Annotated in this window: 24 protein-coding genes and 1 pseudogene; 11 read left to right on the top strand and 14 right to left on the bottom strand. The window is 64.2% G+C overall.

Annotated features, from left to right (window positions below; genetic code table 11):
- Positions 1 to 190 precede the first annotated feature (190 nt).
- Entirely contained in the window at positions 191 to 376 is a 186-nt protein-coding gene (locus tag QQM37_RS02520; protein WP_285724705.1) for a YegP family protein, read from the bottom strand.
- 155 nt (positions 377 to 531) lie between these two features.
- Between QQM37_RS02520 and QQM37_RS02525 the strand changes: the two genes are divergently transcribed.
- Positions 532 to 2,556, top strand: a complete 2,025-nt coding sequence (locus QQM37_RS02525; protein ID WP_285724707.1) for a M3 family metallopeptidase — start codon at positions 532 to 534, stop codon at positions 2,554 to 2,556.
- Positions 2,557 to 2,571: 15 nt separating this feature from the next.
- Here the strand turns inward: QQM37_RS02525 and QQM37_RS02530 are convergent, their stop codons facing one another.
- The 4 genes from QQM37_RS02530 to QQM37_RS02545 all read right to left on the bottom strand — a co-directional run bounded on the left by QQM37_RS02530 (position 2,572) and on the right by QQM37_RS02545 (position 5,710).
- Positions 2,572 to 3,201 (bottom strand): DUF3349 domain-containing protein, encoded by a 630-nt coding sequence (locus tag QQM37_RS02530; protein WP_285724708.1) that lies wholly within the window; start codon positions 3,199 to 3,201, stop codon positions 2,572 to 2,574.
- Positions 3,201 to 3,503 carry a hypothetical protein gene (locus QQM37_RS02535; protein WP_285724709.1) on the bottom strand — a complete coding sequence of 101 codons (303 nt, stop codon included), beginning with the start codon at positions 3,501 to 3,503 and terminating at the stop codon, positions 3,201 to 3,203. The genes QQM37_RS02530 and QQM37_RS02535 overlap by 1 nt, the downstream gene beginning before the upstream one ends.
- 28 nt (positions 3,504 to 3,531) lie before the next feature.
- Positions 3,532 to 4,728: an inorganic phosphate transporter gene (locus QQM37_RS02540; RefSeq protein ID WP_285724711.1), complete on the bottom strand. Its 1,197-nt coding sequence runs from the start codon at positions 4,726 to 4,728 to the stop codon at positions 3,532 to 3,534.
- Between the two features lie 124 nt (positions 4,729 to 4,852).
- Positions 4,853 to 5,710 carry a ribokinase gene (locus QQM37_RS02545; RefSeq protein WP_285724713.1) on the bottom strand — a complete coding sequence of 286 codons (858 nt, stop codon included), beginning with the start codon at positions 5,708 to 5,710 and terminating at the stop codon, positions 4,853 to 4,855.
- Positions 5,711 to 5,936: 226 nt separating this feature from the next.
- Here QQM37_RS02545 and QQM37_RS02550 point away from each other — a divergent pair, with 226 nt between their 5' ends.
- Positions 5,937 to 6,911 (top strand): nucleoside hydrolase, encoded by a 975-nt coding sequence (locus QQM37_RS02550; protein WP_285724715.1) that lies wholly within the window; start codon positions 5,937 to 5,939, stop codon positions 6,909 to 6,911.
- A gap of 26 nt (positions 6,912 to 6,937) precedes the next feature.
- Here the strand turns inward: QQM37_RS02550 and QQM37_RS02555 are convergent.
- A pseudogene (locus QQM37_RS02555) lies at positions 6,938 to 7,760 on the bottom strand (aldo/keto reductase).
- Between the two features lie 562 nt (positions 7,761 to 8,322).
- On the opposite strand from QQM37_RS02555, the gene QQM37_RS02560 reads away from it, so the two are divergent.
- Positions 8,323 to 9,570: an MFS transporter gene (locus tag QQM37_RS02560; protein ID WP_285724717.1), complete on the top strand. Its 1,248-nt coding sequence runs from the start codon at positions 8,323 to 8,325 to the stop codon at positions 9,568 to 9,570.
- Here the strand turns inward: QQM37_RS02560 and QQM37_RS02565 are convergent.
- The 6 genes from QQM37_RS02565 to QQM37_RS02590 form a co-directional block, all read right to left on the bottom strand.
- Positions 9,562 to 10,446, bottom strand: a complete 885-nt coding sequence (locus QQM37_RS02565; protein WP_285724719.1) for a helix-turn-helix transcriptional regulator — start codon at positions 10,444 to 10,446, stop codon at positions 9,562 to 9,564. The genes QQM37_RS02560 and QQM37_RS02565 overlap by 9 nt on opposite strands.
- Before the next feature lie 229 nt (positions 10,447 to 10,675).
- Positions 10,676 to 11,575, bottom strand: a complete 900-nt coding sequence (gene pdxS / locus QQM37_RS02570; protein ID WP_285724721.1) for a pyridoxal 5'-phosphate synthase lyase subunit PdxS — start codon at positions 11,573 to 11,575, stop codon at positions 10,676 to 10,678.
- Positions 11,576 to 11,770: 195 nt separating this feature from the next.
- The gene (pgsA, locus tag QQM37_RS02575) at positions 11,771 to 12,415 is read right to left on the bottom strand and encodes a phosphatidylinositol phosphate synthase (RefSeq protein WP_285724723.1); all 645 of its coding nucleotides are present in this window, start codon (positions 12,413 to 12,415) and stop codon (positions 11,771 to 11,773) included.
- Position 12,416: 1 nt separating this feature from the next.
- On the bottom strand, positions 12,417 to 13,001 hold the full coding sequence (locus tag QQM37_RS02580; protein WP_285724724.1) for an HIT family protein: 585 nt from the start codon (positions 12,999 to 13,001) through the stop codon (positions 12,417 to 12,419).
- A 46-nt stretch (positions 13,002 to 13,047) separates the two neighbouring features.
- Positions 13,048 to 15,063, bottom strand: a complete 2,016-nt coding sequence (gene thrS, locus QQM37_RS02585; RefSeq protein WP_285724726.1) for a threonine--tRNA ligase — start codon at positions 15,061 to 15,063, stop codon at positions 13,048 to 13,050.
- A 145-nt stretch (positions 15,064 to 15,208) separates the two neighbouring features.
- Positions 15,209 to 15,922, bottom strand: a complete 714-nt coding sequence (locus QQM37_RS02590) for a FadR/GntR family transcriptional regulator (RefSeq protein WP_285724728.1) — start codon at positions 15,920 to 15,922, stop codon at positions 15,209 to 15,211.
- A 100-nt stretch (positions 15,923 to 16,022) separates the two neighbouring features.
- On the opposite strand from QQM37_RS02590, the gene QQM37_RS02595 reads away from it, so the two are divergent.
- From QQM37_RS02595 to QQM37_RS02605, 3 genes are all read left to right on the top strand, one after another.
- Entirely contained in the window at positions 16,023 to 17,450 is a 1,428-nt protein-coding gene (locus tag QQM37_RS02595) for a GntT/GntP/DsdX family permease (RefSeq protein WP_420030111.1), read from the top strand.
- On the top strand, positions 17,447 to 17,956 hold the full coding sequence (locus QQM37_RS02600) for a gluconokinase (RefSeq protein ID WP_285724730.1): 510 nt from the start codon (positions 17,447 to 17,449) through the stop codon (positions 17,954 to 17,956). Before QQM37_RS02595 ends, QQM37_RS02600 begins: the two co-directional genes overlap by 4 nt.
- 97 nt (positions 17,957 to 18,053) lie before the next feature.
- Positions 18,054 to 18,731, top strand: a complete 678-nt coding sequence (locus QQM37_RS02605) for a peptide deformylase (RefSeq protein WP_285724732.1) — start codon at positions 18,054 to 18,056, stop codon at positions 18,729 to 18,731.
- A 38-nt stretch (positions 18,732 to 18,769) separates the two neighbouring features.
- Here QQM37_RS02605 and QQM37_RS02610 read toward each other — a convergent pair whose 3' ends face one another.
- The gene (locus tag QQM37_RS02610; RefSeq protein ID WP_285724734.1) at positions 18,770 to 20,788 is read right to left on the bottom strand and encodes a S9 family peptidase; all 2,019 of its coding nucleotides are present in this window, start codon (positions 20,786 to 20,788) and stop codon (positions 18,770 to 18,772) included.
- A 187-nt stretch (positions 20,789 to 20,975) separates the two neighbouring features.
- On the opposite strand from QQM37_RS02610, the gene QQM37_RS02615 reads away from it, so the two are divergent.
- On the top strand, positions 20,976 to 21,821 hold the full coding sequence (locus QQM37_RS02615) for a methyltransferase domain-containing protein (RefSeq protein ID WP_285724736.1): 846 nt from the start codon (positions 20,976 to 20,978) through the stop codon (positions 21,819 to 21,821).
- Here the strand turns inward: QQM37_RS02615 and yczE are convergent.
- On the bottom strand, positions 21,770 to 22,510 hold the full coding sequence (gene yczE / locus QQM37_RS02620) for a membrane protein YczE (protein ID WP_285724738.1): 741 nt from the start codon (positions 22,508 to 22,510) through the stop codon (positions 21,770 to 21,772). The genes QQM37_RS02615 and yczE overlap by 52 nt on opposite strands.
- A gap of 176 nt (positions 22,511 to 22,686) precedes the next feature.
- Between yczE and yczR the strand changes: the two genes are divergently transcribed.
- The 4 genes from yczR to QQM37_RS02640 all read left to right on the top strand — a co-directional run bounded on the left by yczR (position 22,687) and on the right by QQM37_RS02640 (position 26,318).
- The gene (gene yczR / locus QQM37_RS02625; RefSeq protein ID WP_285724740.1) at positions 22,687 to 24,096 is read left to right on the top strand and encodes a MocR-like transcription factor YczR; all 1,410 of its coding nucleotides are present in this window, start codon (positions 22,687 to 22,689) and stop codon (positions 24,094 to 24,096) included.
- 183 nt (positions 24,097 to 24,279) lie between these two features.
- Entirely contained in the window at positions 24,280 to 24,771 is a 492-nt protein-coding gene (locus QQM37_RS02630) for an NfeD family protein (RefSeq protein WP_285724742.1), read from the top strand.
- A gap of 48 nt (positions 24,772 to 24,819) precedes the next feature.
- The gene (locus tag QQM37_RS02635) at positions 24,820 to 25,767 is read left to right on the top strand and encodes an SPFH domain-containing protein (RefSeq protein ID WP_285724744.1); all 948 of its coding nucleotides are present in this window, start codon (positions 24,820 to 24,822) and stop codon (positions 25,765 to 25,767) included.
- A 206-nt stretch (positions 25,768 to 25,973) separates the two neighbouring features.
- The gene (locus QQM37_RS02640) at positions 25,974 to 26,318 is read left to right on the top strand and encodes an RNA polymerase-binding protein RbpA (RefSeq protein WP_285724746.1); all 345 of its coding nucleotides are present in this window, start codon (positions 25,974 to 25,976) and stop codon (positions 26,316 to 26,318) included.
- Positions 26,319 to 26,391 lie beyond the last annotated feature (73 nt).

Here is a 26,391-nt window from a genome sequence, read left to right on the forward strand (position 1 = left end):
CCTCGAGGCGATCTTCAAGGACAACCCGCAGGGCCAGACCACGGAGACCACACCGATGTCTCTGGTGTTCACTGGCAAGTAGTCGACGCTGACACGGCTGTGGCCGGGTTCCGCATCATCGCGGAACCCGGCCACAGCCGCCTACCAGATCCTGGGGCCCCTCGGATCGACGGACACCAGGATCACGCTCTTACTCGGCGTGCGGGATCTCCACTACGGGAGACTCGGCATTGCGCTTCACTGAATCAATGCCGTTGAGTGCACTTTTCTTGGTTTTGTAGCCTTGCGAGGTGGCGATCACTTCTCCGTTGCCGGCCTTGAGCCGAAAGCGGAATGCGCCTGCTTTGTCTTCGTAGAGTTCGAACTTCCCAGACATCTCTGAACCTCTCTTGATACGGAACCTCTCGGCCCCCGCGAAGTGGTATCCAACAAAATCAGTCTAGAACTGTATTCAGAAAATGAAAGCCCTGAAGGGTATCCATTTTATATTCTTGTTGGCGCACCTTAGCCGCCCTGTGAAAGAGTCAGGGAATGAGCAGATTTCCCTCAGGTGGTCCGGCCAACCCGCTTCTCGTGGAGAGCACCCTTCCCTACCGTCTCCCCGACTTCGCCCAGATCCGTCCGGAACACTATCTACCGGCGTTTGCCGCGGCCTGTGAGGACCACCTGTCCCGGGTGGCAGCCATTCGGGACAATCCGCAACCCCCGACGTTCCTCAACACTGCCGAGGCGATGGAGCGGGCAGGCACGCTGCTCCGTCAGGTCTCCCTGATCTTCTACAACATGTCCGCCTCGAATGCCACTGCGGAGATCCAGCAGATCGAACAGGTGGTGGCACCTCTGCTCAGTCAGCATGAGGACGCCATCTGGCTCGATGCGCAGCTGTACGCGCGCTTCTCTGCGCTCCCCCTGGACGGCCTTGATCCGGAACAACAGCGCTTGGTCACCGAATATCTGGCGGACTTCCGGCGACGCGGTGCCACTCTGGATGAACCCGCCAAGGTCCGTCTGCGCGCCCTTAATACGGACATCGCGGAGTTGAGCACCCGGTACAGCCAGGATGGGCTGGCTGCCCTTAACGAGGCCGCGGTGCTGGTGGACGATGTCGAAGAGCTGGCCGGTCTGACCCCCTCGCAGATCTCCGCAGCGCGGGCAGCCGCGGAGTCCGCCGATCATCCGGAGAAGTATCTGTTGACGCTGATCCAGCCCAGCGGCCAGCCGGTCCTGGAGTCCCTGCATCACCGGCCGTTGCGTCAGCGCGTGAGCGAAGCCTCGGTCAGCCGGGGACTGGGCACGGGAACCTCCACGGCGCGTCTGCTGGCCATGCTCCGCGCGGAGCGGGCCGCCCTGCTGGGCTACGCACATCATGCGGAACTGGCCACGGAAAGCCAGACGGCGCCATCGACCTCGGCCATCCAGGAGTTGCTCGCCCGGCTGACCCCGGCGGCGGTCCGCAATGCACAGGCGGAATCTGAGCTGCTCTCCCAGGCCGCAGGTCACGCGTTGCAGCCCTGGGACTGGGCGTACTACTCCGAAAAGGTCCGCACCAGCCGCTTTGACGTGGACCTCGCTGCGCTCACACCTTACTTTGAACTCAACCGTGTCCTGGAAGACGGTGTGTTCTACGCGGCCGCCCAACTGTACGGGCTCAGCTTCATCGAACGCACAGACCTGGTGGGCTATCACCCTGGAGTGCGCATCTGGGAGGTCCGCAATGCCGACGGCAGCGGACTGGGTCTGTTTCTGGGCGACTACTTCACCCGCGACACCAAGAGCGGTGGGGCCTGGATGAATCCGCTCGTGGAACAGTCCGGGCTTCTGGGCCACCAGTCCGTGGTGGTCAACAATCTCAACATTCCGGCCCCTGCTGACGGCGAACCGGCGTTGCTGAGCTACGACGAGGTGGTGACCTGCTTCCACGAATTCGGGCATGCGCTGCACGGCTTGTTCTCCCAGGTTCACTACCCACGTTTCTCTGGTACGGAAGTGCCGCGCGACTTCGTGGAATACCCCTCACAAGTCAACGAAATGTGGGTCCTTTCCCCGGACATCCTGGCCAACTACGCCCGTCACCACGAAACCGGCGAACCGATCCCGGCTGAATGGATCGAGCGGCTCCTGAAGGCTCAGAGCTGGGGCGAGGGATTCAGGACCACTGAATACCTCGGGGCGGCACTTCTGGACCAGGCCTGGCACCACCTGCGCGCAGGGGAAGACCCGGGTGACCCGGAAGAATTTGAAGCTGCGGCGCTTCGGGCTGCCGACGTATTCCTTGACCTCATCCCGCCGAGGTACCGCACCGGATATTTCAAGCACATCTTCTCCGATGGGTACTCTGCAGGCTACTACTCCTACATCTGGTCAGAGGTGCTGGACGCGGACACCGTGCAATGGTTTGCCGAAAACGGTGGACTCAGCAGAGAGAACGGCGACCATTTCCGCCGCACCCTCCTGGCCACCGGCAACAGCATCGATCCGCTGCAGGCGTTCCGCAACTTCCGAGGCCGTGATGCCGCGATTGAGCCCCTCTTGCGGCGTCGAGGACTCACGGACTGACCACGACGCCGCGGCCTAACTGAGCGTCCAGCCACCCGCTGCCAGATGGGCACGGACCCGCTCCAGATCCGGCTCGGATGGCAGCTCGCCCAGTACCCGGAGCATCAGCACCTGGGCATCGACCGCTGAGACATCGGCATCGGCGTCGTCATCGGACGGGGCCCTCGCGACGAGGGTCTCGGCCACCTCGCGCACCTCGTCATCGGTGAGTCTGCGACGCAACAGGGCCAGGATCGGCACCTGATCCGCGGCGGGCACACCCTCCGGGTAGCCGACGCTGAGCCAACGCACAGCCTGCGCCACCAGTCCAGTCCGGGGCTCCTGCACCGATGCGCTTCCGCCCGTGAGGTTGATCAGGCCAGCGCTCAGTGGCCAGCCCGCAGCGGCAAGTCGCGAAGCGACCTCGCGGATGGCATCCTCGTCCGGATCGGTGAGCGTCACCTGGGCGATGGCGTCCCGGACGTGGGAGGAATGCACCGGATCAGCGTCCTGCGCCTCCAAGTGCTCCAGAATGGCCTGGAACTCCTCATCACTGAGGGTGCGGCGCAAGAGGGCCAGCAGCGGAGTGAAATCCTTCGGCGGCACGCCCTCCGGGTAGCCCGCACGGAGCCAGCGAAGAACCTGGGCGATGATCCCTTCGCTCATCAGGCACCACCGAACAGGGTGATACCGAAGTAGTGGTGAATGCTCTGGCGGGTGATCCACAGGACACCGGTGATCACGACGGCGATCACCACCGCGAACACCAGCCAGCCCAGCACCAGAAGCAAGGGCTGACGCTTCGCTGTGCCGGCGCCATCGGCGTCGGTGCTCGTGTCCAAGTCACCGGAGCCGGCCGATTGCAGCCGCATGCCCAGGGCGAAGAGCGCTGGCAGCCCCGCCCCCAACAACAGCCCGACCAGAAGCACACGTACCCCCGCCAGCCCAATGGCTGCAAAGTCGATCATGATAGTCCTGACTCTCCTTAGTAGCCGGCTAGGCCGGGTTGCTGACTTTGCCGGACTTCGGAACGGCGGAGCCATCCCAGTCGGCGTTGACATTATGATGATCCACCTTCTGACGACGGCTGCGAAGGTACATGTAGAGCGCCGCCGCGACAAGCAGCACAAAGACCGTGATGGCTCCGGCCAGGCCACCGACTCCCGCTGCGATGAAGTAGCACAGCGCGCCGACCACGCCTGCGGCCGGCATCGTGATCAACCAGGCGGTCGCCATCCGGCCTGCCACACCCCAGCGCACCGTTCCACCAGGGCGCCCGATGCCGGTGCCCAGAATGGAGCCGGTGGCCACGTGGGTGGTGGACAGTGCCATACCCATAGAGCTCGAGGTCAGAATGATTGCAGCCGATGATGCTTCTGCCGCCATGCCCTGCGGGGAATCGATCTCCACCAGCCCCTTGCCCAGGGTGCGGATGATGCGCCAGCCGCCCAGATAGGTACCGAGCGCGATGGCGGCACCGCAGAGCACGATGATCCAGATCGGCAGACCATCCTTGAGAATCCCCTCGCCGGTCAGCGAGCCATGGGCAATCAGAGCCAGAGCGATCACGCCCATCGTCTTCTGGGCATCCCCCGTGCCATGAGCGAGCGAGACCAGCGAGGCCGTGCCGATCTGCCCCCAGCGGAAGCCGTTCTCCCGATGCGGTTCCTTCACATGACGCGTGATGGCGTACACCAGCCAGGTCCCGACGGCAGCCACCGCCGCCGCGATCACGGGTGAGAGCAGCGCAGGCACGATGATCTTGGAGAGAACACCCTCCCAGTTGACCGTGGCTGCCCCGGCGATGCCCGCACCGATCAGGCCACCGAACAGGGCGTGGGAGGAGCTGGAGGGCAGGCCCAGCAGCCAGGTCAGCAGATTCCAGAGGATGCCGCCGATCAGACCGGCCAGGATGATGACCATGATCTTTTCCGGAGCCAGACCGGGAAGCAGGTCCCCCTGTTTCGTCTGGATGGTCAGCACATCCTTGGCGATCGTCGCCGCAACCTCCACGGAGAGAAAGGCGCCCACCAAGTTGAGGATGGCGGAGAGGGCGACGGCGACTTTTGGTTTGAGTGCACCGGTGGCGATGGAAGTGGCCATCGCGTTCCCGGTGTCGTGGAAGCCGTTCGTGAAATCGAAGCCAACGGCCGTGACGATCACGAGAATGAGAATGAACACTTCGGCGGTCATGGTCACTATTGTTTCATCGTCCGGAGGTCACCGGGACCGCCCAGCGCAGAATTTCCCCCAGTGTTTGCCTTGCGTTTGCATAGCTCCGCCACAGTCGGACGGCTCATGCTACCGGATCACCGGATCAGCCTTGGGGCTGATACGTAGCCAGTGGCTCCAGGAACGGCTGAGAGGCAGCATCACCGACTGCCGCAGCCCCCACCGCATTGGCGGTAGTCAGCGCCTGGGTGTAGTTCAGCCCCGAGCGGAGCGCCAGCACCAGGGCAGCGCAGAAGGCATCCCCTGCGCCGATGGTGTTGGCGACCGGCACTGAGAGCCCCGGCACCTCAGCCACCTTCGTCCCTTCGGCAAAAATCGCCGCACCATCCTTGCCATAGGTCACTGCGACGAGCCTGGCCGTGGCGAGTTCAGGGATCAGGGCGTACTCGGTCTCATTCACCATGATCAGGTCGCAGCGCTCCAGCAGCTCCGCAGGAAGCGGCATGGCCGGTGCAGCGTTCAGCGCAAAATAGCCGTCGGTCTTCCGTGCCGCCTCCAGCACGACCTCCAGATCGACCTCCAGTTGGCAGAGAACGGCTTCCTCGGCATCGAACTCCACGCCCTCCAGATCGAGAACCCCATTGGCGCCGGGGCACACCACGATCTGGTTCTCCCCGGCCCAGTCCACGTTGATCAGCGCGGTTCCGGTGGGCTCGGCCACCCGAAGAATGCCACTGATGTCCACCCCCGCGGCCGCCATTGCCGCGACGAGTGCTTCGCCATCGCCGTCGTTTCCCACCGCTCCGACCATCCGGACTCTTCCACCCAGGCGGGCACCAGCCACGGCCTGGTTGGCACCTTTGCCGCCGGGCTGGCGACGCAGCACTCCTCCGCCGAGCGTCTCCCCCGGGGTAGGCAGTCGCTCCGTCGTGACCGTGAGGTCCAGATTGATGCTGCCGACGACGGCGAGTGCGGCTGCCATCACGGGTGCATGTTCGGTCATCGAGGTTCCTTCTCTGCGGTGATGCTTCTCAGGTACATAGGAGGGCAGGTGGCTCGGGTTGGCGGGCCCCCAGATTCCTCTCTCGGAGGAAGCAGATCTGTCCAGGAGGATCGGAGCCATCCTGGAATACACCGCCACACTATTGCATAGTTTGTTCTGCCTCCGCATGCATGGTTGTATGACAACCGTTCTGCTTACCAACCGCTCTCACGCCGAGGAGCCACCTATGGTCGATCCGCACACTCCTGCCGCTCATCGGATCTATCTGGACTGTGACACCGGCATCGATGATGCGCTCGCTATTGCCTATCTGCTCGCCTCGCCGGAGGTACAACTGTTGGGCATCGGTGCGGTCAGCGGCAATGTCAGCGCGGGTGTCGGCGCGGTCAACACCCGTGACCTGCTCGCACTCGCCGGGCGCGAGGACGTACCAGTAGCCACCGGGGCGCATGATCCGCTGGGCGGCAGCTTCCACGGTGGCGCGCCTCATGTGCACGGTGCCAACGGCATCGGCGGCGTGGAGCTGGAGCCTTCCACCGCCGCGGCGGTGGACGAGACCGCAGCCGAACTGCTGATTCGTCTGGCCCGGGAGAACCCGGGAACGCTGGAGGTTCTGGCGATCGGGCCGCTGACCAATCTGGCGCTGGCGCTGGCGAGAGAACCCGGGCTGCCTGCCCTGGTGCGCCATGTGACGATCATGGGCGGTGCGGCGATGGCGCCCGGCAATATCACCCCGGTGGCGGAAGCGAATATCGCCAACGATGCCGAGGCCGCAGCCCGGGTTTTGGCCGCCGACTGGCAGGTGACGCTGGTGCCACTCGATGTGACCATGGATCACGTTTTCGAAGAGACGCACCGGCAGCGGCTGTTGACCTCCGGGCAACCGATGGCTCTCGTACTGGGTGAGATGCTGGGCTTCTACTTTGACTTCTACGCGCCGCAGTTCGGCCGCCCCTGCTCGGCCATGCACGATCCGTTGGCTGCCGCCATCGCGGTTGGCGGTGTCACGCCCGCTATCGCCCCGAAGGTCAACCTCGTGGTGGACGCGACGGACGGCCCCGGGCGGGGGCAGACCATCTGTGATCTGCGCGGCCGCTTCCGTGGATTCCCGGATCAGCCCGGGGCACACACGCGGGTGGTGCTCACCCTCAAGGAGGACTTCGCCGAGCACCTGGTGGAGCGGATTCTCGGCGAGGGCTGAGGACCGCGCCCCGAGCGTGACATCCCCTAAGCCTCGGCGATGTCGCGGTGGAAGGATTCCAGGGTGATCACCGCGGGGTCCGGGCCGCCGCGGACACCGGTATCCAGCGCATCGATACGCTCCGGGTTCACCGGCTTCGGGATCGCCGAGCGCCCCTCCTGCAGATGCCAGCGCAGCATGACCTGCGCCGGAGTCTTGCCGTGCGCGGCAGCGATCTCTGCGATGACCGGGTCATTGAAGGTGGATGTGCTGGCGTCACCACGGTAGCTGGTGATGCCACCCATCGGTGACCAGGCCTGGGTCAGGATGCCGTGTGCGGCGTCTGCTGCCTGCACACCCAGCTGGGGGAAGTACGGGTGCACCTCGACCTGGTTGACTGCCGGGACGACGTCGGTCTGCTCCAGCAACCGCTCGAGCACCTCGGGCATGAAGTTACTCACACCGATCGCGCGAACCTTTCCGTCGGCCAGCAGCTTCTCCAATGCCTTGTACGCTCCGATGGTCTTCTCGAAATCGGTGAGCAGCGGCTGGTGCAGCAGGAGCAGATCGATCTGCTCGACGCCGAGCTTTCCAACGGACTTCTCGAAGGAGTGCAGCGCCTCTTCGTAGCCGTAGTCGCTGATCCAGAGCTTGGTCTCGATGAAGACCTCAGAGCGGTCGATACCAGAGGCGCGGATGCCCGCACCGACCTCGCGCTCATCGAAGTACGAGGCTGCGGTGTCGATGAGCCGGTAGCCGACGTAGCGCCTCGACGACGGAAGCGACCGTCTGCTCGGACGGGGTCTGGACGACGCCAAGGCCCAGTGCGGGCATCTCCACGCCGCTGTTCAATATCACGTTCTTGGTCATGACCTCCACGTTAGTAGCCGGAATATGGCTGAAGAAGGGGCTGTCAGTACCTGGATAACCCACCGCAGTCATTCCGGCTTGGTCTGATGGATTCAGTCCCATTGCACAGAGCCGAAAGTCGCACAGAGCCGAAAGCCGAGCCTGTCCGAAACCAGTTCCACCGCCCGGCCCCTTGTGGTCGCCAGGCCGCGTGCCTCGCTTGCGGTCGCCAGCTGGGCTTCTTCGTGGTGGCCCTTGAAGGTTTCCTGTCGGGTTAAAGTTTTAGGCACTTACCGCCCACCGGGAACGAAATACCCCTGGTTTTCCGCGGTTCCCTCCAAAGGTGCCTCAGCTAAGTGCTTAAGACGTTGACACAGAACGACGCCGGTCAGCACTCGAGGGCGACAGTGTCGCCTCGCGACAGGCGATGTGGCATCCGAATCGCTACGTCCACGGCACCTGCCCCCACTTGTGGCGTATCAGGGAGGCCCTGCCAGTACCTCTCACCGGCGGGACTCCCTCAACCATTCACTTTGTGATCCGATGGATCATCGGACCACAACCGCCATCAGAGGGAGATCCCATGTCATCCGGAACCGTTGAGGCTCCCGACCATCAGATCCCGGGGCCGGAAGCCGAGCACCGTTCCGGACACTGGGGCGGGGTGTTCGCTCTGTCCTTCGGGGCATTCGCCCTGGTCGCCTCCGAGTTCATGCCGGTGAGCCTCCTCACCCCTATGGCTGCCGATCTGCAGGTCTCCGAGGGGATGGTCGGTCAGGGCATTGCTATCTCCGGTGTCTTCGCCGTGCTGACCAGCCTGTGCATCTCCGTTCTCGCAGGTGGCCTGAATCGCAAGACCCTGCTGATCGGACTGGCTGCCCTCATGGGTTCCTCCGGGGCACTGATCTCGCTGGCACCAGGCTATCCGCCGTTCATGATAGGGAGAGCATTCATCGGTGTGGTGATCGGAGGGTTCTGGTCGATGTCGTCCGCGACCGCCATGAGGCTCGTGTCCGGAGTACACGTCCCCCGCGCCCTGGCCATCGTCAACGGCGGGAATGCCCTGGCCACGGTGCTCGCAGCACCCCTGGGCAGCTACCTCGGTTCCCTCATCGGATGGCGTGGCGCGTTCTTCGCTCTGGTTCCGGTCTCGGTTCTGTGCGTGGTTTGGCTGTGGATCAGTCTGCCCTCTCTGGCGGCGCCGCATCGTCCAGCGGGGACTCGGTCACCTAGGCTCCGGGAGGTCGTCTCGATTTTCGCCCTTTTCCGTGATCGAACCGTTGCCTGGGGCATGGCGGCCTGCGGTTGCTTCTTCATGGGGCAGTTCATCCTGTTCACCTATCTCCGCCCCTTCTTGGAAATCGTGACCCGGATCGACGTCACCGCCATCTCCGTGGTCCTTCTGGTTCTCGGGGTGACAGGGTTCACCGGTACTGTCCTCATCGGCCGGTTCCTGGGCAGCGGGCTGTACCGGACGCTGTCCGTCATCCCAGCCGTGATGGCGGTCATCGCCGCAGCCCTGATCCCCTGGGGTGGCTGGTTCGCCGGCGTCATCGTGCTCCTCGGCCTCTGGGGCCTTCTCGGGACGTCCGCACCCGTGGGCTGGTGGAGCTGGGTGGCCCGGGCCCTCCCCCACAACGCCGAGCAGGGCGGCGGGCTCATGGTCGCCGTGGTGCAGACCTGCATCGCCCTGGGTTCCACCGTGGGCGGCCTGCTCTTCGACTCCTCCGGTTATCAGAGCACTTTCCTGGCCAGTGCGGCTGTCCTCGTGGCTGCCTCCCTTCTGACTCTCATGACGGCGCGCGTCACAGGACGCGAACGATCACAGTGATGACGCGAGATCCAGCGGGCCAGAGCCGTATTCGCTGGCAGCCCAGGAGGCCAGCATCCTGAGTCCGTCAGCCGAGGGCGTGCCTGGTTCTGCGGTGTAAATGGTCATATACAGGCCCGGCTCTGCCTCCAGGGCCAGACCCTCATACGCCAGCGTCAACTCTCCCACTACCGGGTGATTGAAGGTCTTGAAACCCGTACCGTGATGGCGTACGTCATGTCGACTCCAGGTAGTCCGGAACTCCTCGCTGAGCGTGCTGAGTTCACCGACCAGGTCGTGGAGGTCGCTATTGTGAGGGTCGCGGCTCGCCTCCGTACGCAGGATCGCCACCGTGACATCGGCGAAGAACTGCCAGTCCGGGTAGAAGTTCCGGGCCCGGCGATCAAGGAAGGTGAAGCGGGCGATGTTCGGTGAGGTGCCTGGCATATCAAAAACATCCTTGTAGAACGCACGTGCCAAGGGGTTCACCGCGAGCAGATCCATCCTGCTGTTGCGAACGAACGCGGGCCCTTCGGTGAAGGCATTGAGTAGCCACTGCAGACTCTCGTGAGGGACCCAGCGGCTGGAGCTACGACGCCGGGCAGGGCGCCCCACGGGTCCCGCCGCCTGGGCGAGGTTGAACAGATGGGCCCGTTCCGCCTCGTCGAGCAACAGCGCCCTCGCGATGCCGTCCAGGATCTGAGGAGAAGCGCCGCCAATCCCGCCGCGTTCCAGACGGGTGTAGTACTCCACGCTCACCCCGGCCAGCGTCGCGACTTCACTGCGACGCAGCCCCTGAACACGGCGGTTCGTGCCGTTGGGCAAACCCACCAGCTGTGGCGTGACCCTGGCCCGGCGTGAGATCAGGAAGTCACGAACCTCAGCACGAATATCCATGAACCCACGGTATCGCTGGCGAGGTAACTGGGGGAGTCCCTCCGAGTACCCCCATCGCCGCCGCGTCGTCAAAGTTTTAAGCACTTACCGTCAGCCAGGAAAAGTGGAACCCGGATTTTCCGCGGTTCCGGCCGGAGGCGTCTCCACTAAGTGCTTAAGACGTTGACACAGAACGACGACGGCCGGCACCCCCAAGGTGACCGGCCGTCGTCGTGCGTTCAGAAAAGCCTTACCAGCCGCGCTCAGCGAGCCGGTGCGGTTCCGGGATATCAGCGACGTTGATGCCGACCATCGCTTCACCCAACCCACGGGACACCTGGGCGATGACGTCGGGATCGTCGAAGAACGTGGTGGCCTTCACGACGGCTGCGGCGCGCTGGGCCGGGTTACCGGACTTGAAGATGCCGGAGCCGACAAAGACGCCGTCAGCGCCTAGCTGCATCATCATGGCGGCGTCGGCCGGGGTGGCGATGCCGCCAGCGGTGAAGAGCACCACCGGGAGCTTTCCGGTCGTGGCAACTTCCTTGACCAGCTCGTAGGGTGCAGCCAGCTCCTTGGCAGCCACGAACAGCTCGTCCTCAGGCAGCGAGGACAGGCGGGCGATTTCCGCGCGGATTTTCCGCATGTGCCCCGTCGCGTTGGAGACATCGCCGGTACCGGCTTCGCCCTTGGAACGGATCATCGCCGCACCCTCGTTGATCCGGCGGAGAGCCTCGCCCAGATTGGTGGCGCCACAGACGAAGGGCACGGTGAACTTCCACTTATCGATATGGTGCTCATAATCAGCCGGGGTGAGCACCTCGGACTCATCAATGTAGTCGACGCCCAGCGACTGGAGCACCTGGGCCTCGACAAAGTGGCCAATGCGCGCCTTGGCCATCACGGGGATCGACACCGCCTCGATGATCGAGTCGATCATGTCCGGGTCGCTGGCCCGGGAGACGCCACCCTGCGCCCGGATGTCTGCGGGAACCCGCTCCAGCGCCATGACGGCGACCGCACCGGCATCCTCCGCGATCTTGGCCTGCTCTGCGGTCACCACGTCCATGATGACGCCGCCCTTGAGCATTTCCGCCATACCGCGCTTGACCTTGCTACCGCCGGTGACCGGCGCTGTGTTTTCACTCATCGATACTCTCCTCAGCTGTGCTGACCGCGGGCCAGGCACTGTCGGTTCCCCACCGCCCTGCCGATGGTTTCTGGAGTCGATGCTAGTCCTGCGCCCGCAGAATTCAGTCCACTTTCCGGAACTTCAGCAACGAATCGGTCCCTTTAAGGGCCACTCGATGTTCCGTGGCCCGCAACAGGGGCCACCGACGGAGGATTATGACTCGGTCCCGGCCTCCGCAGCCTCACCGGATTCGAGGGCCAGCGCCTGGCTGCGGACCAGGAAGACCCGCTGCCCCACGGTGATCACACTGGCCACCATGAGGATCACCAGCACCACCAGCAGCACCGACGACGGGACTCCCAGCCCGACCAGACCGGTCGTCACCAAGACCACCACGAGCCGCTCAGAACGCTCCGCGATTCCCACGTCTGCACGCAGGCCCAGGCCCTCGGCCCGCGCCCGGCTGTACGACACCAGGGTGGAAAGCACCAGGCAGACCAGGGACAGAACCGCGATGGCGTCATCGTGGCCGCCCCAGAAGTACCAGAGTGAGATCCCGACGAAAACGCTACTGTCTGCCAACCGGTCCAGCGTGGAATCGAGAAAAGCGCCCCAGGGGCCGTGACGGTCCAGTTCCCGGGCCATCAGGCCATCGACGATGTCGGAGAAGACGAAGGCGGTGATCACCACCGTCCCCCAGAACAGCTGGCCCCAGGGATAGAAGGCCAGAGCTCCCACGCAGACGCCGAGAGTGCCGAGCAGCGTCACGGCATCGGGCGAGACACCCCAGCGGACCAGCAACCGGGCCAGAGGACGGAAGATCGCGGCAAAGAGACCGCGCGCATGTTTGTTGAGCATCTCAGTCGGCAGCCCAGGCCTCAGCGACCTCGCGCCTGACCTCGCCCAGTGTCTGAGTGATCGCCTTGGTCTGGGCGATGATGGGAAGGAAATTGCCGTCACCGTTCCACCGGGGCACCACGTGCTGGTGAAGGTGCGCGGCCACGCCCGCTCCGCCGGTGACGCCCTGGTTCATCCCGAGGTTGAACCCCGTGGGGTGGGAGACCTGACGCAGCACCCGCATCGCCTTCTGAGTCAACGCGGCAAACTCTGCCGTCTCCTCCAGTGTGAGGTCGGTGTAATCAGGGATATGCCGGTAGGGGCAGACCAGCAGGTGACCGGGGTTGTAGGGAAACAGGTTGAGAATGACGTAGCAGAGGTTCCCGCGGTGGACGATCAGCGAATCCTCATCACTGCGCAACGGAGCCACACAGAACGGGCAGTCGCTCTCCCCCGGGCCGAACTGGTCCTGCCCACCCTTGATGTATGCCAGGCGGTGTGGGGTCCACAACCGTTGAAAGGCGTCAGGCACCCCGGCGAGGCTGAAGTGATCCGTCACCTCAGCGTCGCCGGGATACTCAGGGGTCACACCTGGGTTCTCCTGCACATCTCTCCTGCCCGTTTCTGATGGCGTCGTGCGTCCGTGAACTGATTCAGTTCTCGCGGTTACGCACCGCGTCCACGATCCGACGCACGGCCTCGGCCACCGGCACGCCGTTTTCCTGGCTGCCATCGCGGAAGCGGAAGGAGACAGCGCCAGCCTCCGCGTCTTCCCCGCCAGCAATCAGCACGAAAGGAATCTTGTCCTTGCTCGCCGTGCGGATCTTCTTCGGGAAGCGATCCGAGGAGATGTCCACCTCGGCGCGGATTCCCTGCGCCTTGAGCTGATCGACGACGTCGAACATGTAGTCATTGAACGCCTCCGCCACGGGGATGCCGACCACCTGAACCGGCGCAAGCCAGGCCGGGAAGGCACCGGCGTAGTGCTCCGTGAGCACGCCCATGAACCGCTCCACAGAACCGAAGAGCGCGCGGTGGATCATCACCGGGCGCTGACGGGTGCCGTCCGCGGCCTGGTATTCGAGTTCGAAGCGCTCGGGCAGGTTGAAGTCCAGCTGAATGGTGGACATCTGCCAGGTCCGACCCAGGGCGTCTTTGGCCTGCACGGAGATCTTCGGGCCATAGAACGCTGCGCCACCCGGATCCGGCACGAGTTCCAGACCGGAAGCCTCAGCCACCTCGGCAAGGGTACGTGTCGCCTCCTCCCAGGTGGCGTCATCGCCCACGAACTTTTCTTCGTTTTTGGTCGAGAGCTCCAGGTAGAAGTCGTCCAGGCCGTAGTCCTTGAGCAGGCCCAGTACAAAGTTCAGCGTGGTGGTGAGCTCGTCCTTCATCTGCTCGCGGGTGCAGTAGATGTGGGCATCGTCCTGTGTCATCCCCCGGACGCGGGTCAGGCCGTGCACCACGCCGGACTTCTCGTAGCGGTACACCGAACCGAATTCGAACAACCGCAGCGGAAGTTCGCGGTACGAGCGCCCGCGGGAACGGAAGATCAGGTTGTGCATGGGGCAGTTCATCGGCTTCAGGTAGTAGTCCTGACCGGGCTTGCGCACCGTGCCGTCCTCATTGAGCTCAGCATCCACGTGCATCGCCGGGAACATGCCGTCGCGGTACCAGTCGAGGTGGCCGGATACCTCATAGAGATGGCCCTTGGTGATATGCGGGGTGTAGACGAACTCGTAGCCGGCGTCGACATGGCGCTGGCGCGAGTAGTCCTCCATCTCCTTGCGGATGATCCCGCCCTTGGGGTGGAAGACCGGCAGCCCGGAACCCAGCTCATCGGGGAAGGAGAAGAGATCGAGCTCCACACCCAGCTTGCGGTGGTCACGACGCTCGGCTTCCGCAAGGCGCTCCTGATAGGCCTTCAGCTCCTCCTTGGTGGGCCAGGCGGTGCCGTAGATGCGCTGCAGCTGCTGATTGTTCTGATTGCCCAGCCAGTAAGCGGCCGATGAGCGTGTCAGGGCAAAGGCGTTGGAGATCAGCTTGGTGTTGGGCAGGTGCGGGCCACGGCAGAGGTCGCACCACACGACATCGCCGCTCTTGCGGTCCACATTGTCGTAGATGGTGATCTCGCCGGCACCGACCTCAACATTGACTCTCTCGCCGGCCTCTGCTGTATCGTTATCGTCCTTCTTGCCCAGCAGTTCCAGCTTGTAGGGCTCATTGGCCATCGCCTCACGGGCCTCGTCCTCGGTGACCACACGGCGGACGAACTTCTGGTTCTGGTTGACGATCTTGAGCATCATCTTCTCGAGGGTCTTGAGATCCTCAGGAGTGAAGGGCTCCGCAACGTCGAAATCGAAGTAGAAGCCATCGGTGATGTAGGGGCCGATGCCGAGCTTCGCATCAGGGCGCAGTTGCTGGACCGCTTGGGCCATCACGTGGGCGGTGGAATGGCGCAGAACGTTCAGGCCATCTGGCGAGTCGATGGTGATGCCTTCGACCACTGCACCTGCAGGCAGGACCTGATCGAGGTCTTTGAGTTCACCGTTCACACGGGCCACGACGACATCGCGGCGCTCGAAGAAGAGTTCCGCTCCGGTGATCCCCTCCGTCACCTGAGTCTCTTCGCCATCGACGATGAGGGTGATCTGCTGGGCATCTGACACGGGTGTCTCCTATTCAGTGAAGGCTTCATAGCTTGTGGCATACGGGGACCACAGCCAGCCACCAACTAGCCTAACGCCATGCGCGTGGACATGGCCAAAAGGCTCCTGTGCCCGTGCCATCGGCTACCGATCAGCCACCCGGTGGTCAGTCGTCGCCGAGCAGGCCAAGGTCCGCCCGCATCTCCTCATTGGCCTGCAGCACGATTTTGCGCATCTGCTCCTCCGCCTGCCCAGCATCACCACGCTGGATCGCATCAGCCACACCCAGATGCCAGTGCAGGGCACTGGAATGCGGGTGCTGCGGCTGCAGATGATGCTCGGTACGACCGCTGAGCACCTCCCCCACCGCCTCATGCAAATGAGCGAACATCTCATTCTGTGAGGCGCGCAGAATCATCCGGTGGAAGGCGATATCCGCCTCCAGGAAGGCCTTCTGACGGCCGGCATTTCCGGCGGCGAGCAGATCCCCGGCGCACTCCATCAGTTGCTGCCCCCCGCTGGCGCTGATCCGCTGCGCGGCAAGCCGCGCCGCGATCGGTTCTACGCCAAGGCGGAATTCAGTGATCAGCAAAAGCTGGGAAGCACGCTGTGGCCCATTCAGCCTCCAGTGGAGCACCCGGGGATCGAAGACATTCCAGTGACCTGGGCGACGAATGCGCACCCCCACATTGCGGGTCACCGCCACCAGGCCGAGCGCCTGGAGTCCTTTGATGCCCTCCCGTGCCACGGATCTGGTCGCTTCATACCGCTCCTGCAGCTCCTCGGTGCGCAATACTGTTCCCGGCGTGAGAACGCCATCGACGATCTCCTGACCGAATCGGTCCATAAAGTTCTGTTGCCCACTGAGGGGAACGGTCATGCTGGCTCCTGATAAGTCGGACTTTCCCAGCCCAAAATTTGAATAAAGCATACTTACTAGGTAACTTATCTCACATCATCCCCCGAACCAATGAGGTTTCATGTTTGCTCAAGCTCTCGCACCCGCGCTTGCGGTGATGGCTGACGCCCCCAAGCCCTGGAACGATCACGACACCCTCCTGATCATCCTGGCGGCCGTTTCGATCATCGTGATCGTGGTGCTGATCACCGCTTTGAAGATGCACCCGTTTCTGGCACTGATCCTTGGCGCGGCGGTGGTCAGCCTCGGATCAGGAATTGAGCTGGGCAAAGTCGTCACCAACTTTGAGACCGGCGTCGGCGGCGTGCTGCAGGAAGTCGGTCTACTGATCGCGCTGGGCGCCATGCTCGGCAAACTCATGGCTGACTCCGGTGGCGCCAACCGCGTCGTCGACACACTGTTGTCGAAGGTCTCCGGTGCCAAAGTCCCGTGGATGATGGCGCTGGTTGCCGTCATCATCGGCCTGCCGATGTTCTTCGAAATCGGCCTGGTCCTGCTGCTTCCGGTGATCGTCCTGGTCGCCCAGCGCTCCAAGACCAAGCTGATGAAGATCGCGATTCCCGCGCTGGCCGGCCTGTCCGTGCTCCACGGCCTGGTGCCGCCGCATCCCGGCCCGCTGGTCGCCATCGGCAATCTGCATGCCGATCTTGGCCTGACCCTGATTCTGGGCATCATCGTGGCGATTCCCACCGTGATCATCTGTGGCCCGTTGTTCTCCGTCCTGGCTGCCCGTTGGGTGCCTGTTGCCGCGCCGGCCGTTGCAGGTGGCGTCGATACCACCCACCAGTCGGTGGATCCCGATGTCAAGCGCACGCCCAGCTTCGCCGTCACGGTCCTGACCATCGTCTTCCCCGTCGTGTTGATGTTGGCCAAGGCCATCGTCGACATTGCCAGCCCGGACACCAAGAACCCCAGCGCGGCGCGCGTCTTCTTCGACTTCATCGGTCAGCCCCTGGTCGCGATGACCCTGGCTGTGCTGCTCGCCCTGGTGACTTTCGGCTATGCCGTGGGCCTCAAGGGGGCTGCCCTGGCCAAGAAGATCGGTGACAGTGTGGGTCCGATCGCCGCCGTGATCCTGATCGTGGGCGCCGGTGGCGGCTTCAAGCAGTCGCTGATCGGTGCCGGTGTGGGAGACTCGGTAGCCAAATGGGCATCGGGTGCCAGCATTTCGGTGCTCGTCCTGGGCTTCCTGATCTCGGTCGCACTACGACTGGCCACCGGCTCCGCCACGGTGGCGACCATCGCTGCGACCGGCATCGTGGCACCTCTCGCTGGCTCGCTTTCACCCGTTCACCTTGCGTTGCTGGCGCTGGCCGTCGGGGCCGGATCACTGTTCCTTTCGCATGTGAACGATGCCGGGTTCTGGCTCGTCAAGGAGCTGTTCGGCTTGAGTGTGGGCCAGACCTTCAAGACCTGGTCGGTGATGGAAACCCTGATTTCGCTGGTCGGCTTTGGCCTGGTCATGCTGCTGTCGGTGTTCATCGCATGATCGCGCACCCAGTTCTGATTGTGATGGGAGTTTCCGGCTCCGGAAAGTCCACTGTGGCCGCGCTGCTGGCAGGCCAGCTGCGTTGGGATTATCTTGAGGGTGACGATCTTCATCCCGCAGAGAATGTCGCCAAAATGGCTGCCGGCGTGCCACTCACCGATGAGGATCGCTGGCCCTGGCTGGAGACGATTGCGGACTGGATCCGCGATCACGAGCGCTCCCAGAGCCCCGGAGTGGTGACCTGCTCGGCCCTGAAACGCCGCTACCGTGATGTTTTGCGGTTGCCTAACGTGAAGTTCGTCTATCTGGCCGGGAGCCATCAGGAAATCGCTGACCGGCTGTCCGCCCGGCACGGCCACTTCATGCCGCCGGCGCTGCTGGACTCGCAGTTTGCGGCGCTGGAGGCGCCGGAGGACGACGAGGACGCTCTCCGGGTCAACATCAGCCATTCTCCCGCCGAGGAAGCCGCTGAAATCACTCAGAAGCTGGGACTCTCTTCCTACTGAGAACCGCTGATCATGGGGAAGCCCCGCACCTGCCCGGGCAGGTGCGGGGCTTCCCCATGCTGGTTCCCTAGACGCGGTGGCTCCCTAGAATGGGTGCATGCCGGATACCTTGAAAAGCACCGTCCAGCGCCTGCTGGAAGAGAGCGCCGACGGCACTCTCCCGAGCATCGTTCAGGCTGGGCATCCCGCGCTGCGTATGCCCTCAGAGCCATGGGAGGGCCAGCTGGAACCCAGCGAGCTCACGGCCCTGATCGACCTGATGCGCCACACCATGCACGCCGCCCCCGGTGTGGGCCTGGCCGCACCGCAGCTGGGTCTGCCGCTGCAACTGGCGGTTCTTGAAGATCTGTACCCGGTCACCGAGGATGTCGCCACGCTCCGGGAGCGGCATCCCCTGGAGTTTTTCGCCGTGCTCAACCCGCACTATGAACCCCTCGGATCGCCAGGCGAGCCTGAGGACAGCAACCCCGAGCTGCCGGGCGATCCAGCTATGTTTTACGAATTTTACGAAGGCTGCCTCTCAGTCTCCGGCTGGCAGGCCGTCGTCCCCCGCCACCGGCGGGTCACTCTGCACTACACCGAGCCGGACGGAACGCTGCGCGAACGCACCTTCAGCGGCTGGCAGGCTCGGATCGTTCAACACGAGACCGATCATCTGGCGGGAACGCTCTACCTGGATAAGGCATTGCTGCGATCGTTGAGCAGTAACAGCGAATACACACACCGCTGGGCGCATCCCGGTATCGAGGCCGCGCGTCAGGGCCTGGGCTTCTGAGCCAGGCCCTGACGCGCGCACCGCCCAAGCGGTGGTGATCAGTCGCGCCGGGGATTGGCCTCCGTAGGCAGGTAGCGCGCCCACCAGTCCAGGATGGCGTCGAAGCGCTCCTTGCGGTGCAGCGGCCGCCCCGCCCGGGACAGCTCATGATTCTCTCCGGGGAAAAGCAGCAACTGGGCCGGAACGTCCCGCCTGATGAGTTCAGCGAAGTAGCGCTGTCCCTGTTCCACCGGGCAGCGCAGATCCTGCTCCGAATGAATCACGAAAGTGGGCGTACGCACCGAGTCGATCTGCGCCATCGGCGATTGGGCGGCGATGGCGGCCGGATCGGTCCCCACATACTCATCAGTGAAGAACCAGCCGATGTCGGAAGAGCCGACGAAGCTCGCCGGGTCCAGATAGCCGCGTTCGACGATGGCGGCGGTGAAGCGGTGATCCTGACTGATCGCCCAGGCGGTGAGATACCCGCCGTAAGAGCCTCCCATAATGCCCAGCCGGTCGGCATCGAGCTCCGGGTGGCTCGCCAGGGTCTGATCGACAAAGGCGAGCACATCCACCAGATCCACCGTGCCCATCGTGCCCTTGATGGCCCGGGCGTGGGCCCGTCCGTATCCGGAAGAACCCCGCGGGTTGCAGATCAGCACCGCGTACCCCGCTTCGACATAGACCTGCGCCTCATCGAAGAAGCCCCAGCCGTACTGCGAGAACGGCCCACCGTGGATGTTCAACAGCACCGGATGCGGGCCTTCGCCTTCAGGCACCAGCAGCCAGCCGTGCACCGGATAGCCATCCGGTGCGGCGACCGTGACTTCCTGCAGGGCAGCGACCGTCATGTTCCGAGCCAGCTCCGCTCCATAGCCTGTCAGCGGATGGACCGCGCCACTGTGCAGCACCGCGATTTCCCCGGGAGCGTTCACCGCGACATAGCTCAGCGCCACGAGGCTGCCCACAGCATCCATTCCGGTCACCACACCAGGGCCGTCCACCAGCGTGGCCTGCTCACCCGCACGACTCACCTGACGCAGCCACTGAGCACCGCGGATCCGCTCGGCGGTCAGCACCGAGTCGATACCGAAAGGCACCAGTCGTGGCGACTCGGTGAAGTCCTGGTCCTCCCCGGTGAGCCTGGTCCATTCCGACCCGCGGGCGTCGGATTCCCGGCTGGCCTCCGCTTGCGCCACTGGCCGGACATAGATTCCGGTCTGGCCGCCGATGAAGTCCCGCACAGACTCGCCCAGATCCACGGCGAGCGCGAAGAGCCACTGGCCGTCGAGGGATTCCACCGCCTGGCTGACACTGAGCGTGGCGGTGACGATTTCTTCTGCGGTGTCGGTGGCCAGCTCCCGGCGGAACAGATGAGTCCGCAGGTCAATGCCGGCGAAGGTGTCCACGGTGTAGAGCAGTGAGCGTCCGTCGGCGCTGAACCGGGGCGATCCGTGGCGCGCAGCCTCCTCGGTGAGCTGCTGGGCCTTGGGCAGCGCGGTGGGTGCGCCGTCGTCGGTCGCTGAGTCACCGGCGGGGATCCCTCGGCCCGTCGGCGCCACAAAAGGCTCCGCACCCGGGTCCGGAACCTCCACAAGGAATATCTGCACCGGCTTGTCCTGGGTGTAGCCGGCTCCGTTGAGGCGGTACACGGGGGTGCTCAGCAACCGTGGCGCTTCGGCCTCCGCGCCGACGCCGGTCACGGTGCCGTAGCGGCCGTCTTCCGGAACGGCTGCGGTGTAGGCCAGCAGCTTACTGTCCGGGGACCAGTCGAAGTCGGCGACGCCCAGCGGCGCATCGGTGACCTGGGTGGACTCTCCGCCGCGGGCATCGAGCACATGAAGCTGGGCCTTGCCGTCCACCGGGCGGAGGAAGGCCAGCAAGGTGCCATCCGGTGCATACCGCGGTGCAGAGTCCGAGCGGCCGCGGGTGATCCGGCGGGGCGGCGTCGCACCGTCGGTGCGAGCTTCCCATAACTGACCGACGTAACTGTCGGAGCCGAAGTCGGCACGACTGTTCGCATAGACGAGCCGGTCGCCCGCCGGATGCAGGGTGGGAGCGGAAACAGAAGACAAAAGCGGTAACTGATCAGGTTTCACACTTCCCCAGCGTAGTGCCCGAGGGACCCCGAGGTGAGCCGGCGAGCCTCGAGGGAGGGCACGGAGCGGTAGTGCCCGAGGGACCCCGAGGTGAGCCGGCGAGCCTCGAGGGAGGGCACGGAGTCGACACCACGGCGAACGCACGCGGACCTAGGATGGGACGGTGCCGTATTCCCCTTCCGCGCTCGCTGCGCTCCTGTGCCCGCATTGCGGTCTGGATCTGGCTGAAGTGGCCAGCCCGCGCGGACTCGCCTGCCTCTCCGGGCATCGCTTTGATGCGGCTCGCAGTGGCTACCTCAATCTACTGACCGGCCATCCACATGGCCTACGATCCGACACGGCGCCGATGGTCGCCGCGCGTCAGCAGTTCCTGGACGCGGGTTGGTATGCCCCCTTGCGAGACCAGCTGGCAGCCACAGCCAAGCGCACGATGCCGGCCCCACGCGAGGACTCGGTCGTGCTGGAGGCAGGTTGTGGCACTGGGTATTACCTGGCTGGGTTGACTGCGGAACGGGCGCCGGTCGGCATCGATCTTTCTCCGCATGCGCTCAAGCGCGCCCTTCATCAGGTCCCCGGGCTGACTGCCCTGGTCTGGGACCTGTGGCGGCCGCTACCCATCGCTGCCCGCAGTCTCGATGCCGTCCTGGCTGTCTTCGCCCCGCGCCCCTGGGCGGAATTCCGCCGGGTGCTGCATCCGGAAGGGGTGCTGTTGATGGCCACGCCGGAGCCCGCACATCTGGAGGGTCTGCCGCAGATGGCTGGTCGGCTGGGTCTGCACCCGGATAAGGGCGACTCGGTGCTCAGTGCGGCGCAGGATTACTTCACGCTGACAGAGCAGGCCCGTGTGGAATACGAGATTGATTTACCCGTCGAGGCCGCTCGGCAGGCTGTGTACATGGGGCCGAGCGGCCACCATCTGACGTTGGAGCAGATCACGGCAGAGCTCACCGAACCGAGCTACCGGGTGAGTGCGGCTTTTCGGCTCTGGGCCTTCCGCCCGATTCGCTGAGCTTCCCTCGTACGGCTGCCCGATGCGCCCCCGGCGGGTAAAAGTCCCGCTGGCGTATGTGCCGCGAGATCGACCCGTAGCACGCTGAAAGCCCACTGGGTCAGCGGCCCCACTCCCAGGACGAAGGCCAGCGTGCCCGGCCCGACCACGCCTCCCAGCAGGAACCCGATCACCACCACGACGAATTCGATGCCGGTCCGGATCATCCAGACCGGTCTCCCAGTCCGGGCGACCAGCCCGGTCATCAGGCCGTCCCGCGGTCCCGGCCCCAGACAGGCGCCCACATACATCGCCGTCGCAAAGGCGAGCAGCAGCAGGCCGGCTGCAAAAAACACCGTCCGCAGCCACCAGGAATCCGGGACTGGCAAGTACGCTAGACCCAGGTCTGCAAAGAACCCCACGCTCACGGCATTGGCCACCGTGCCCAGACCCGGCTTCTGACGAAGCGGGATCCACAGCAGCAGGACGAGCGCCGAAATCGCCAGGGTGCAGAGCCCAAAGCTCCAACCGGTCACCCGGGACAGACCCTGGCTGAAGACGTCCCAGGGCGAGGCTCCAAGATTCGCGTGGATCATCAAAGCGATGGCCTGCCCGTACGCAGCAAGACCTACGGCAAGGCGCGCCAGCCGGACTCCCCGATGGTCGGTGGTCAGGATCTGCAGCACGCGATGGCGCGGCGGGCTGTGCATGGTCATCCTCCTCGCGTTCTCCGTGAATTATCAGTGATCCCGACCGATCGCCTCGACAAGAGGAACGGCAGATCAGGCCAATGCATCGATTCTGTCGATGATTGGCAGCATCCGCCAGGTCCACTTTGCGGAATCTGGCTACTCACTGGACTGGAACCAGCCGTTAAGCTGAGGCCATGAACCAGAGTGTTTCCGCCCGCAGACTTGCCAAAGACCTCGGTGACTGGCGTTCCCGGCGGGCCGCCTATCTGGCCCTTGCAGATCGCCTCCGGGTCATGCTGATCGATGGCCGCCTGGCCAGCGGCACCCGGATGCCCGCCGAACGGGAACTCAGCGCTGCCCTGCACATTTCCCGGACAACGGTTGCCGCGGCCTATGCCCATCTGCGCGCAGAAAACTATCTGCACAGCGTCCGGGGCTCCGGATCGACCCTGTCCTTGCCCGACGGGCAGCGTGGCGAGTCCGGCCCACTGGAGAGCACTCCGCTGGATTTCAGCAAGGCAGCCTCCAGTGCGTATCCGGGCCTGGTTTCGGCCTATCGGAATGCCATCGAACGTCTTCCAGCCCATGTGGGCCACCACGGCTTCGACATGCAGGGGCTGCCGGAGCTGCGCGAGGCCATCGCCGAGCACTATCGCAGCAGGGGCGTTCGCACGGATCCGGACCAGATCGTGGTCACTCTCGGAGCCCAGCATGCACTCAGCCTGCTGACCCATACGATCTACTCCCCCGGCGAGCGGATCCTCATCGAGCACCCCACCTACCCCCACGCCATCGACACCTTTCTGGGCGCGGGCGCCCGGTTACTGGCGATGCCGGTCACCGTCGGCGGCGGCTGGGATCTGGCCCAGGGGCAGATGCTGATCCGTCAGGCGGCCCCCAGTATGGCCTTCCTGATGCCGGACTTCCACAATCCCACCGGAGAGAGCATGCCGGTAGAGCAGCGGGAAAAGATCGCCGCCCTGGCTCAGCGCGAGGGCACCACCCTGGTCATCGACGAGACCACGGCCTTCCTGGACATCGAGCGCGGCGAGCTGCCGCCGATGGCCAGGTTCTCCCCCTCGGTGGTGACCATCGGATCGCTCGGCAAAATCGCCTGGGGTGGTATGCGTATCGGTTGGATCAGGGGCAGCCGCGAGCTGATGACCAAGGTCCAGCGCGCCCGCCCCGCCCTTGACCTCGGAACTCCACTGCTGGAGCAGTTAGCCGCCATCGAGCTGGTCAGCACTCTGGATGCCTTGCAGGCCAACCGAACCTGGCAGCTACGCCTGGGCAGGGACACGCTCCGCGAAGAACTGCTCCGCGCCTTCCCGGACTGGGGGGTGAACTCGCCACAGGGGGGTATGTCGTTCTGGATCGCACTCGGTGATCTCTCCTCCTCCGCCCTGGCGCTTGCTGCCCGCGGGGAAGGACTGACGCTGGTTCCTGGCCCCCGCTTCGGCCTGGAGGGTGCCTTCGAGCGCTTCCTGAGGATCCCCTTCACCTACCCGCTCGACGATCTGCGATCAGCAGTCCAGGCACTGCTGCGTGCCGTGGATCAGGTGGGTGCGGCCCCGGCCCGGATGCCCCTGCAGTCGGTGATCTGAGCCCCGTCAATCCGGGCAGCAGACGGAGCTCTGAGAGGCCGGATACCAGGGCCTACGACCCGTGCCACTACGCACGGAACAGCGGCTTTTCCGCGAACTTTCCCTGGAGTTTCCCCCGAGAATCGGCAAAATCATAGTAGGCTGGAACGACGAGGGTGCAGCGGGGCAAACAGGGAGGCTGCCATGTTGGAATGGTTTATCGCCAATGGATGGGCTTTGTGGCTTGCGGTCTTCCTAGTTCTGGCAGTGATCGAAATGCTCACCCTGGACCTGTTCTTCATCATGCTGGCTGGCGGCGCCCTGGTGGCCCTGCTGTCCGCGCTTCTCGGTGCGCCGATCTGGTTGCAGGTCATCGTCTTCTGTGTGGTCGCCCTGGTGATGATTCTTTTCCTCCGGCCCATTGCGCTGCGCCATCTTCATCGCGGCCCGGTCAACTCGCTCTCCAATGTGCCGCGGCTGCTCGGCCAATCCGCCCTGACGCTCACTGATGTCACGCCCGATGGCGGACGGATCAAGATCGGCGGCGATGTCTGGAGCGCACGCAGCCCTGGCGGACTGATTCCCAGCGGCCATCAGGTGACCGTCCATGCCATCGAAGGAGCCACCGCCGTGGTGGTTCCTCTGGCTGCGCCGGGCAATGGAACGGGCCAGCACTCCGCCGCTGCCGGGCACTGAAACCGCCGGGCACTCAGACACAAGCCACCTAAGAGATGAGGAAATACTATGGATAACGGCGCAGGTGCCGTCGCGATCACTGTGGTACTGCTGATCCTGATCATTTTCATCGTGATCGTGCTCATTCGGTCCATACGGATCATTCCCCAGGCCCGTGCCGGGGTGGTGGAGCGACTGGGCAAATACCAGCGAACCCTCAACCCCGGGCTGACTGTGCTCATTCCGTTCGTCGACCGGCTTCTGCCGTTACTCGACCTGCGTGAGCAAGTGGTGTCCTTTCCGCCACAGCCGGTGATCACCGAGGACAACCTGGTGGTCTCCATCGACACCGTGGTCTACTTCCAGGTCACCGATCCACGCGCGGCCACCTATGAGATCGCCAACTACATTCAGGCCGTGGAACAGCTCACCACCACCACGTTGCGTAACGTCGTCGGCGGGCTGAACCTGGAAGAGGCACTGACCAGTCGCGACCAGATCAACGGTCAGCTCCGCGGCGTTCTGGACGAGGCCACAGGCCGCTGGGGTATCCGGGTCTCCCGGGTGGAGCTGAAGGCTATTGACCCACCACTGTCGATCCAGGACTCCATGGAGAAGCAGATGCGTGCTGAGCGTGACCGGCGGGCTGCGATTCTGACGGCAGAGGGCACCAAGCAGTCGGCGATCCTCACCGCAGAAGGGCAACGCCAGTCATCGATCCTCAAGGCAGAGGGTGATGCCAAAGCCGCGATTCTGCGCGCAGACGGCGAATCTCAGGCCATCCAGAAGGTTTTCGACGCCATCCACAAGGGCAATCCCACGCAGAAGTTGCTGGCCTACCAGTACCTGCAGACACTGCCCAAGCTGGCCGAGGGGACGTCCAATAAGCTGTGGATCATTCCCTCCGAGGTGGGCGAGGCGCTCAAGGGCATCGGAAACGTCCTGGGCAAGGTGGGCCCGGACTCGGGCGCCGACGACGACGCAGATGTGAAGGCCAGCGGCAGTCACTTGTTGTAGTGCGACGGCGGGGCGTTCCACAGGGAGCGCCCCGCTATACTTTTAAGCTGGTTCCCGGATCGTTGCAGCCCCTTCGGATGATCGGGCATCAGTCTGCTTCGCTGAGTCGCCGGGAACATCGGGAAGCGTTGCAGCGTTTTGTGGTGAGGACGTGCGGACAGGATGTGCAATGGCACATCAGCACCGCGCAGAGAAGAGGACGAAGTATGAGCGATCGTAGCCTGCGCGGAATGCGCCTTGGTGCACAGAGCATGGAAACCGAATCCGGTGTGGAGCCGGCACCCCGGCAGCGTGTGGAGTACCGCTGCGCGGATGGCGAGCAGGTCTTCGTCACCTTCGCCGCCGAAGCGGAAATCCCGGCGGTCTGGGTTTCCAAGACCGGTAAGGAAGCCATTCTGGCTCACGGTGAGAAGCCGATCGACCCCAGCGAGAAGCCAGTTCGCACGCACTGGGACATGCTGCTGGAACGACGCAGCGTGCCGGAGCTGGAACAGATCCTCGATGACCGGCTCGCCATTCTGCGGGCCAAGCGCGGCGAGCGGGTCAGCTGACCTCAGCCTGCGGCGCGCCGTCGTCAGACACGGTTTAAAGCGCAGTGGGGGGGGGGGGGCGGGGGGGAAACCC

The organism is Psychromicrobium xiongbiense, from assembly GCF_030271165.1.
In the GTDB taxonomy this organism is placed as follows: Bacteria; Actinomycetota; Actinomycetes; order Actinomycetales; family Micrococcaceae; genus Renibacterium; species Renibacterium xiongbiense.

What these genes read in the sequence shown, in the direction of transcription:
- QQM37_RS02520 (WP_285724705.1), bottom strand. Translation starts at nt 376, where the DNA reads ATGTCTGGGAAGTTCGAACTCTACGAAGACAAAGCAGGCGCATTCCGC.
- QQM37_RS02525 (WP_285724707.1), top strand. Translation starts at nt 532, where the DNA reads ATGAGCAGATTTCCCTCAGGTGGTCCGGCCAACCCGCTTCTCGTGGAG.
- QQM37_RS02530 (WP_285724708.1), bottom strand. Translation starts at nt 3,201, where the DNA reads ATGAGCGAAGGGATCATCGCCCAGGTTCTTCGCTGGCTCCGTGCGGGC.
- QQM37_RS02535 (WP_285724709.1), bottom strand. Translation starts at nt 3,503, where the DNA reads ATGATCGACTTTGCAGCCATTGGGCTGGCGGGGGTACGTGTGCTTCTG.
- QQM37_RS02540 (WP_285724711.1), bottom strand. Translation starts at nt 4,728, where the DNA reads ATGACCGCCGAAGTGTTCATTCTCATTCTCGTGATCGTCACGGCCGTT.
- QQM37_RS02545 (WP_285724713.1), bottom strand. Translation starts at nt 5,710, where the DNA reads ATGACCGAACATGCACCCGTGATGGCAGCCGCACTCGCCGTCGTCGGC.
- QQM37_RS02550 (WP_285724715.1), top strand. Translation starts at nt 5,937, where the DNA reads ATGGTCGATCCGCACACTCCTGCCGCTCATCGGATCTATCTGGACTGT.
- QQM37_RS02560 (WP_285724717.1), top strand. Translation starts at nt 8,323, where the DNA reads ATGTCATCCGGAACCGTTGAGGCTCCCGACCATCAGATCCCGGGGCCG.
- QQM37_RS02565 (WP_285724719.1), bottom strand. Translation starts at nt 10,446, where the DNA reads ATGGATATTCGTGCTGAGGTTCGTGACTTCCTGATCTCACGCCGGGCC.
- pdxS (WP_285724721.1), bottom strand. Translation starts at nt 11,575, where the DNA reads ATGAGTGAAAACACAGCGCCGGTCACCGGCGGTAGCAAGGTCAAGCGC.
- pgsA (WP_285724723.1), bottom strand. Translation starts at nt 12,415, where the DNA reads ATGCTCAACAAACATGCGCGCGGTCTCTTTGCCGCGATCTTCCGTCCT.
- QQM37_RS02590 (WP_285724728.1), bottom strand. Translation starts at nt 15,922, where the DNA reads ATGACCGTTCCCCTCAGTGGGCAACAGAACTTTATGGACCGATTCGGT.
- QQM37_RS02595 (WP_420030111.1), top strand. Translation starts at nt 16,023, where the DNA reads ATGTTTGCTCAAGCTCTCGCACCCGCGCTTGCGGTGATGGCTGACGCC.
- QQM37_RS02600 (WP_285724730.1), top strand. Translation starts at nt 17,447, where the DNA reads ATGATCGCGCACCCAGTTCTGATTGTGATGGGAGTTTCCGGCTCCGGA.
- QQM37_RS02605 (WP_285724732.1), top strand. Translation starts at nt 18,054, where the DNA reads ATGCCGGATACCTTGAAAAGCACCGTCCAGCGCCTGCTGGAAGAGAGC.
- yczE (WP_285724738.1), bottom strand. Translation starts at nt 22,510, where the DNA reads ATGCACAGCCCGCCGCGCCATCGCGTGCTGCAGATCCTGACCACCGAC.
- yczR (WP_285724740.1), top strand. Translation starts at nt 22,687, where the DNA reads ATGAACCAGAGTGTTTCCGCCCGCAGACTTGCCAAAGACCTCGGTGAC.
- QQM37_RS02630 (WP_285724742.1), top strand. Translation starts at nt 24,280, where the DNA reads ATGTTGGAATGGTTTATCGCCAATGGATGGGCTTTGTGGCTTGCGGTC.
- QQM37_RS02635 (WP_285724744.1), top strand. Translation starts at nt 24,820, where the DNA reads ATGGATAACGGCGCAGGTGCCGTCGCGATCACTGTGGTACTGCTGATC.
- QQM37_RS02640 (WP_285724746.1), top strand. Translation starts at nt 25,974, where the DNA reads ATGAGCGATCGTAGCCTGCGCGGAATGCGCCTTGGTGCACAGAGCATG.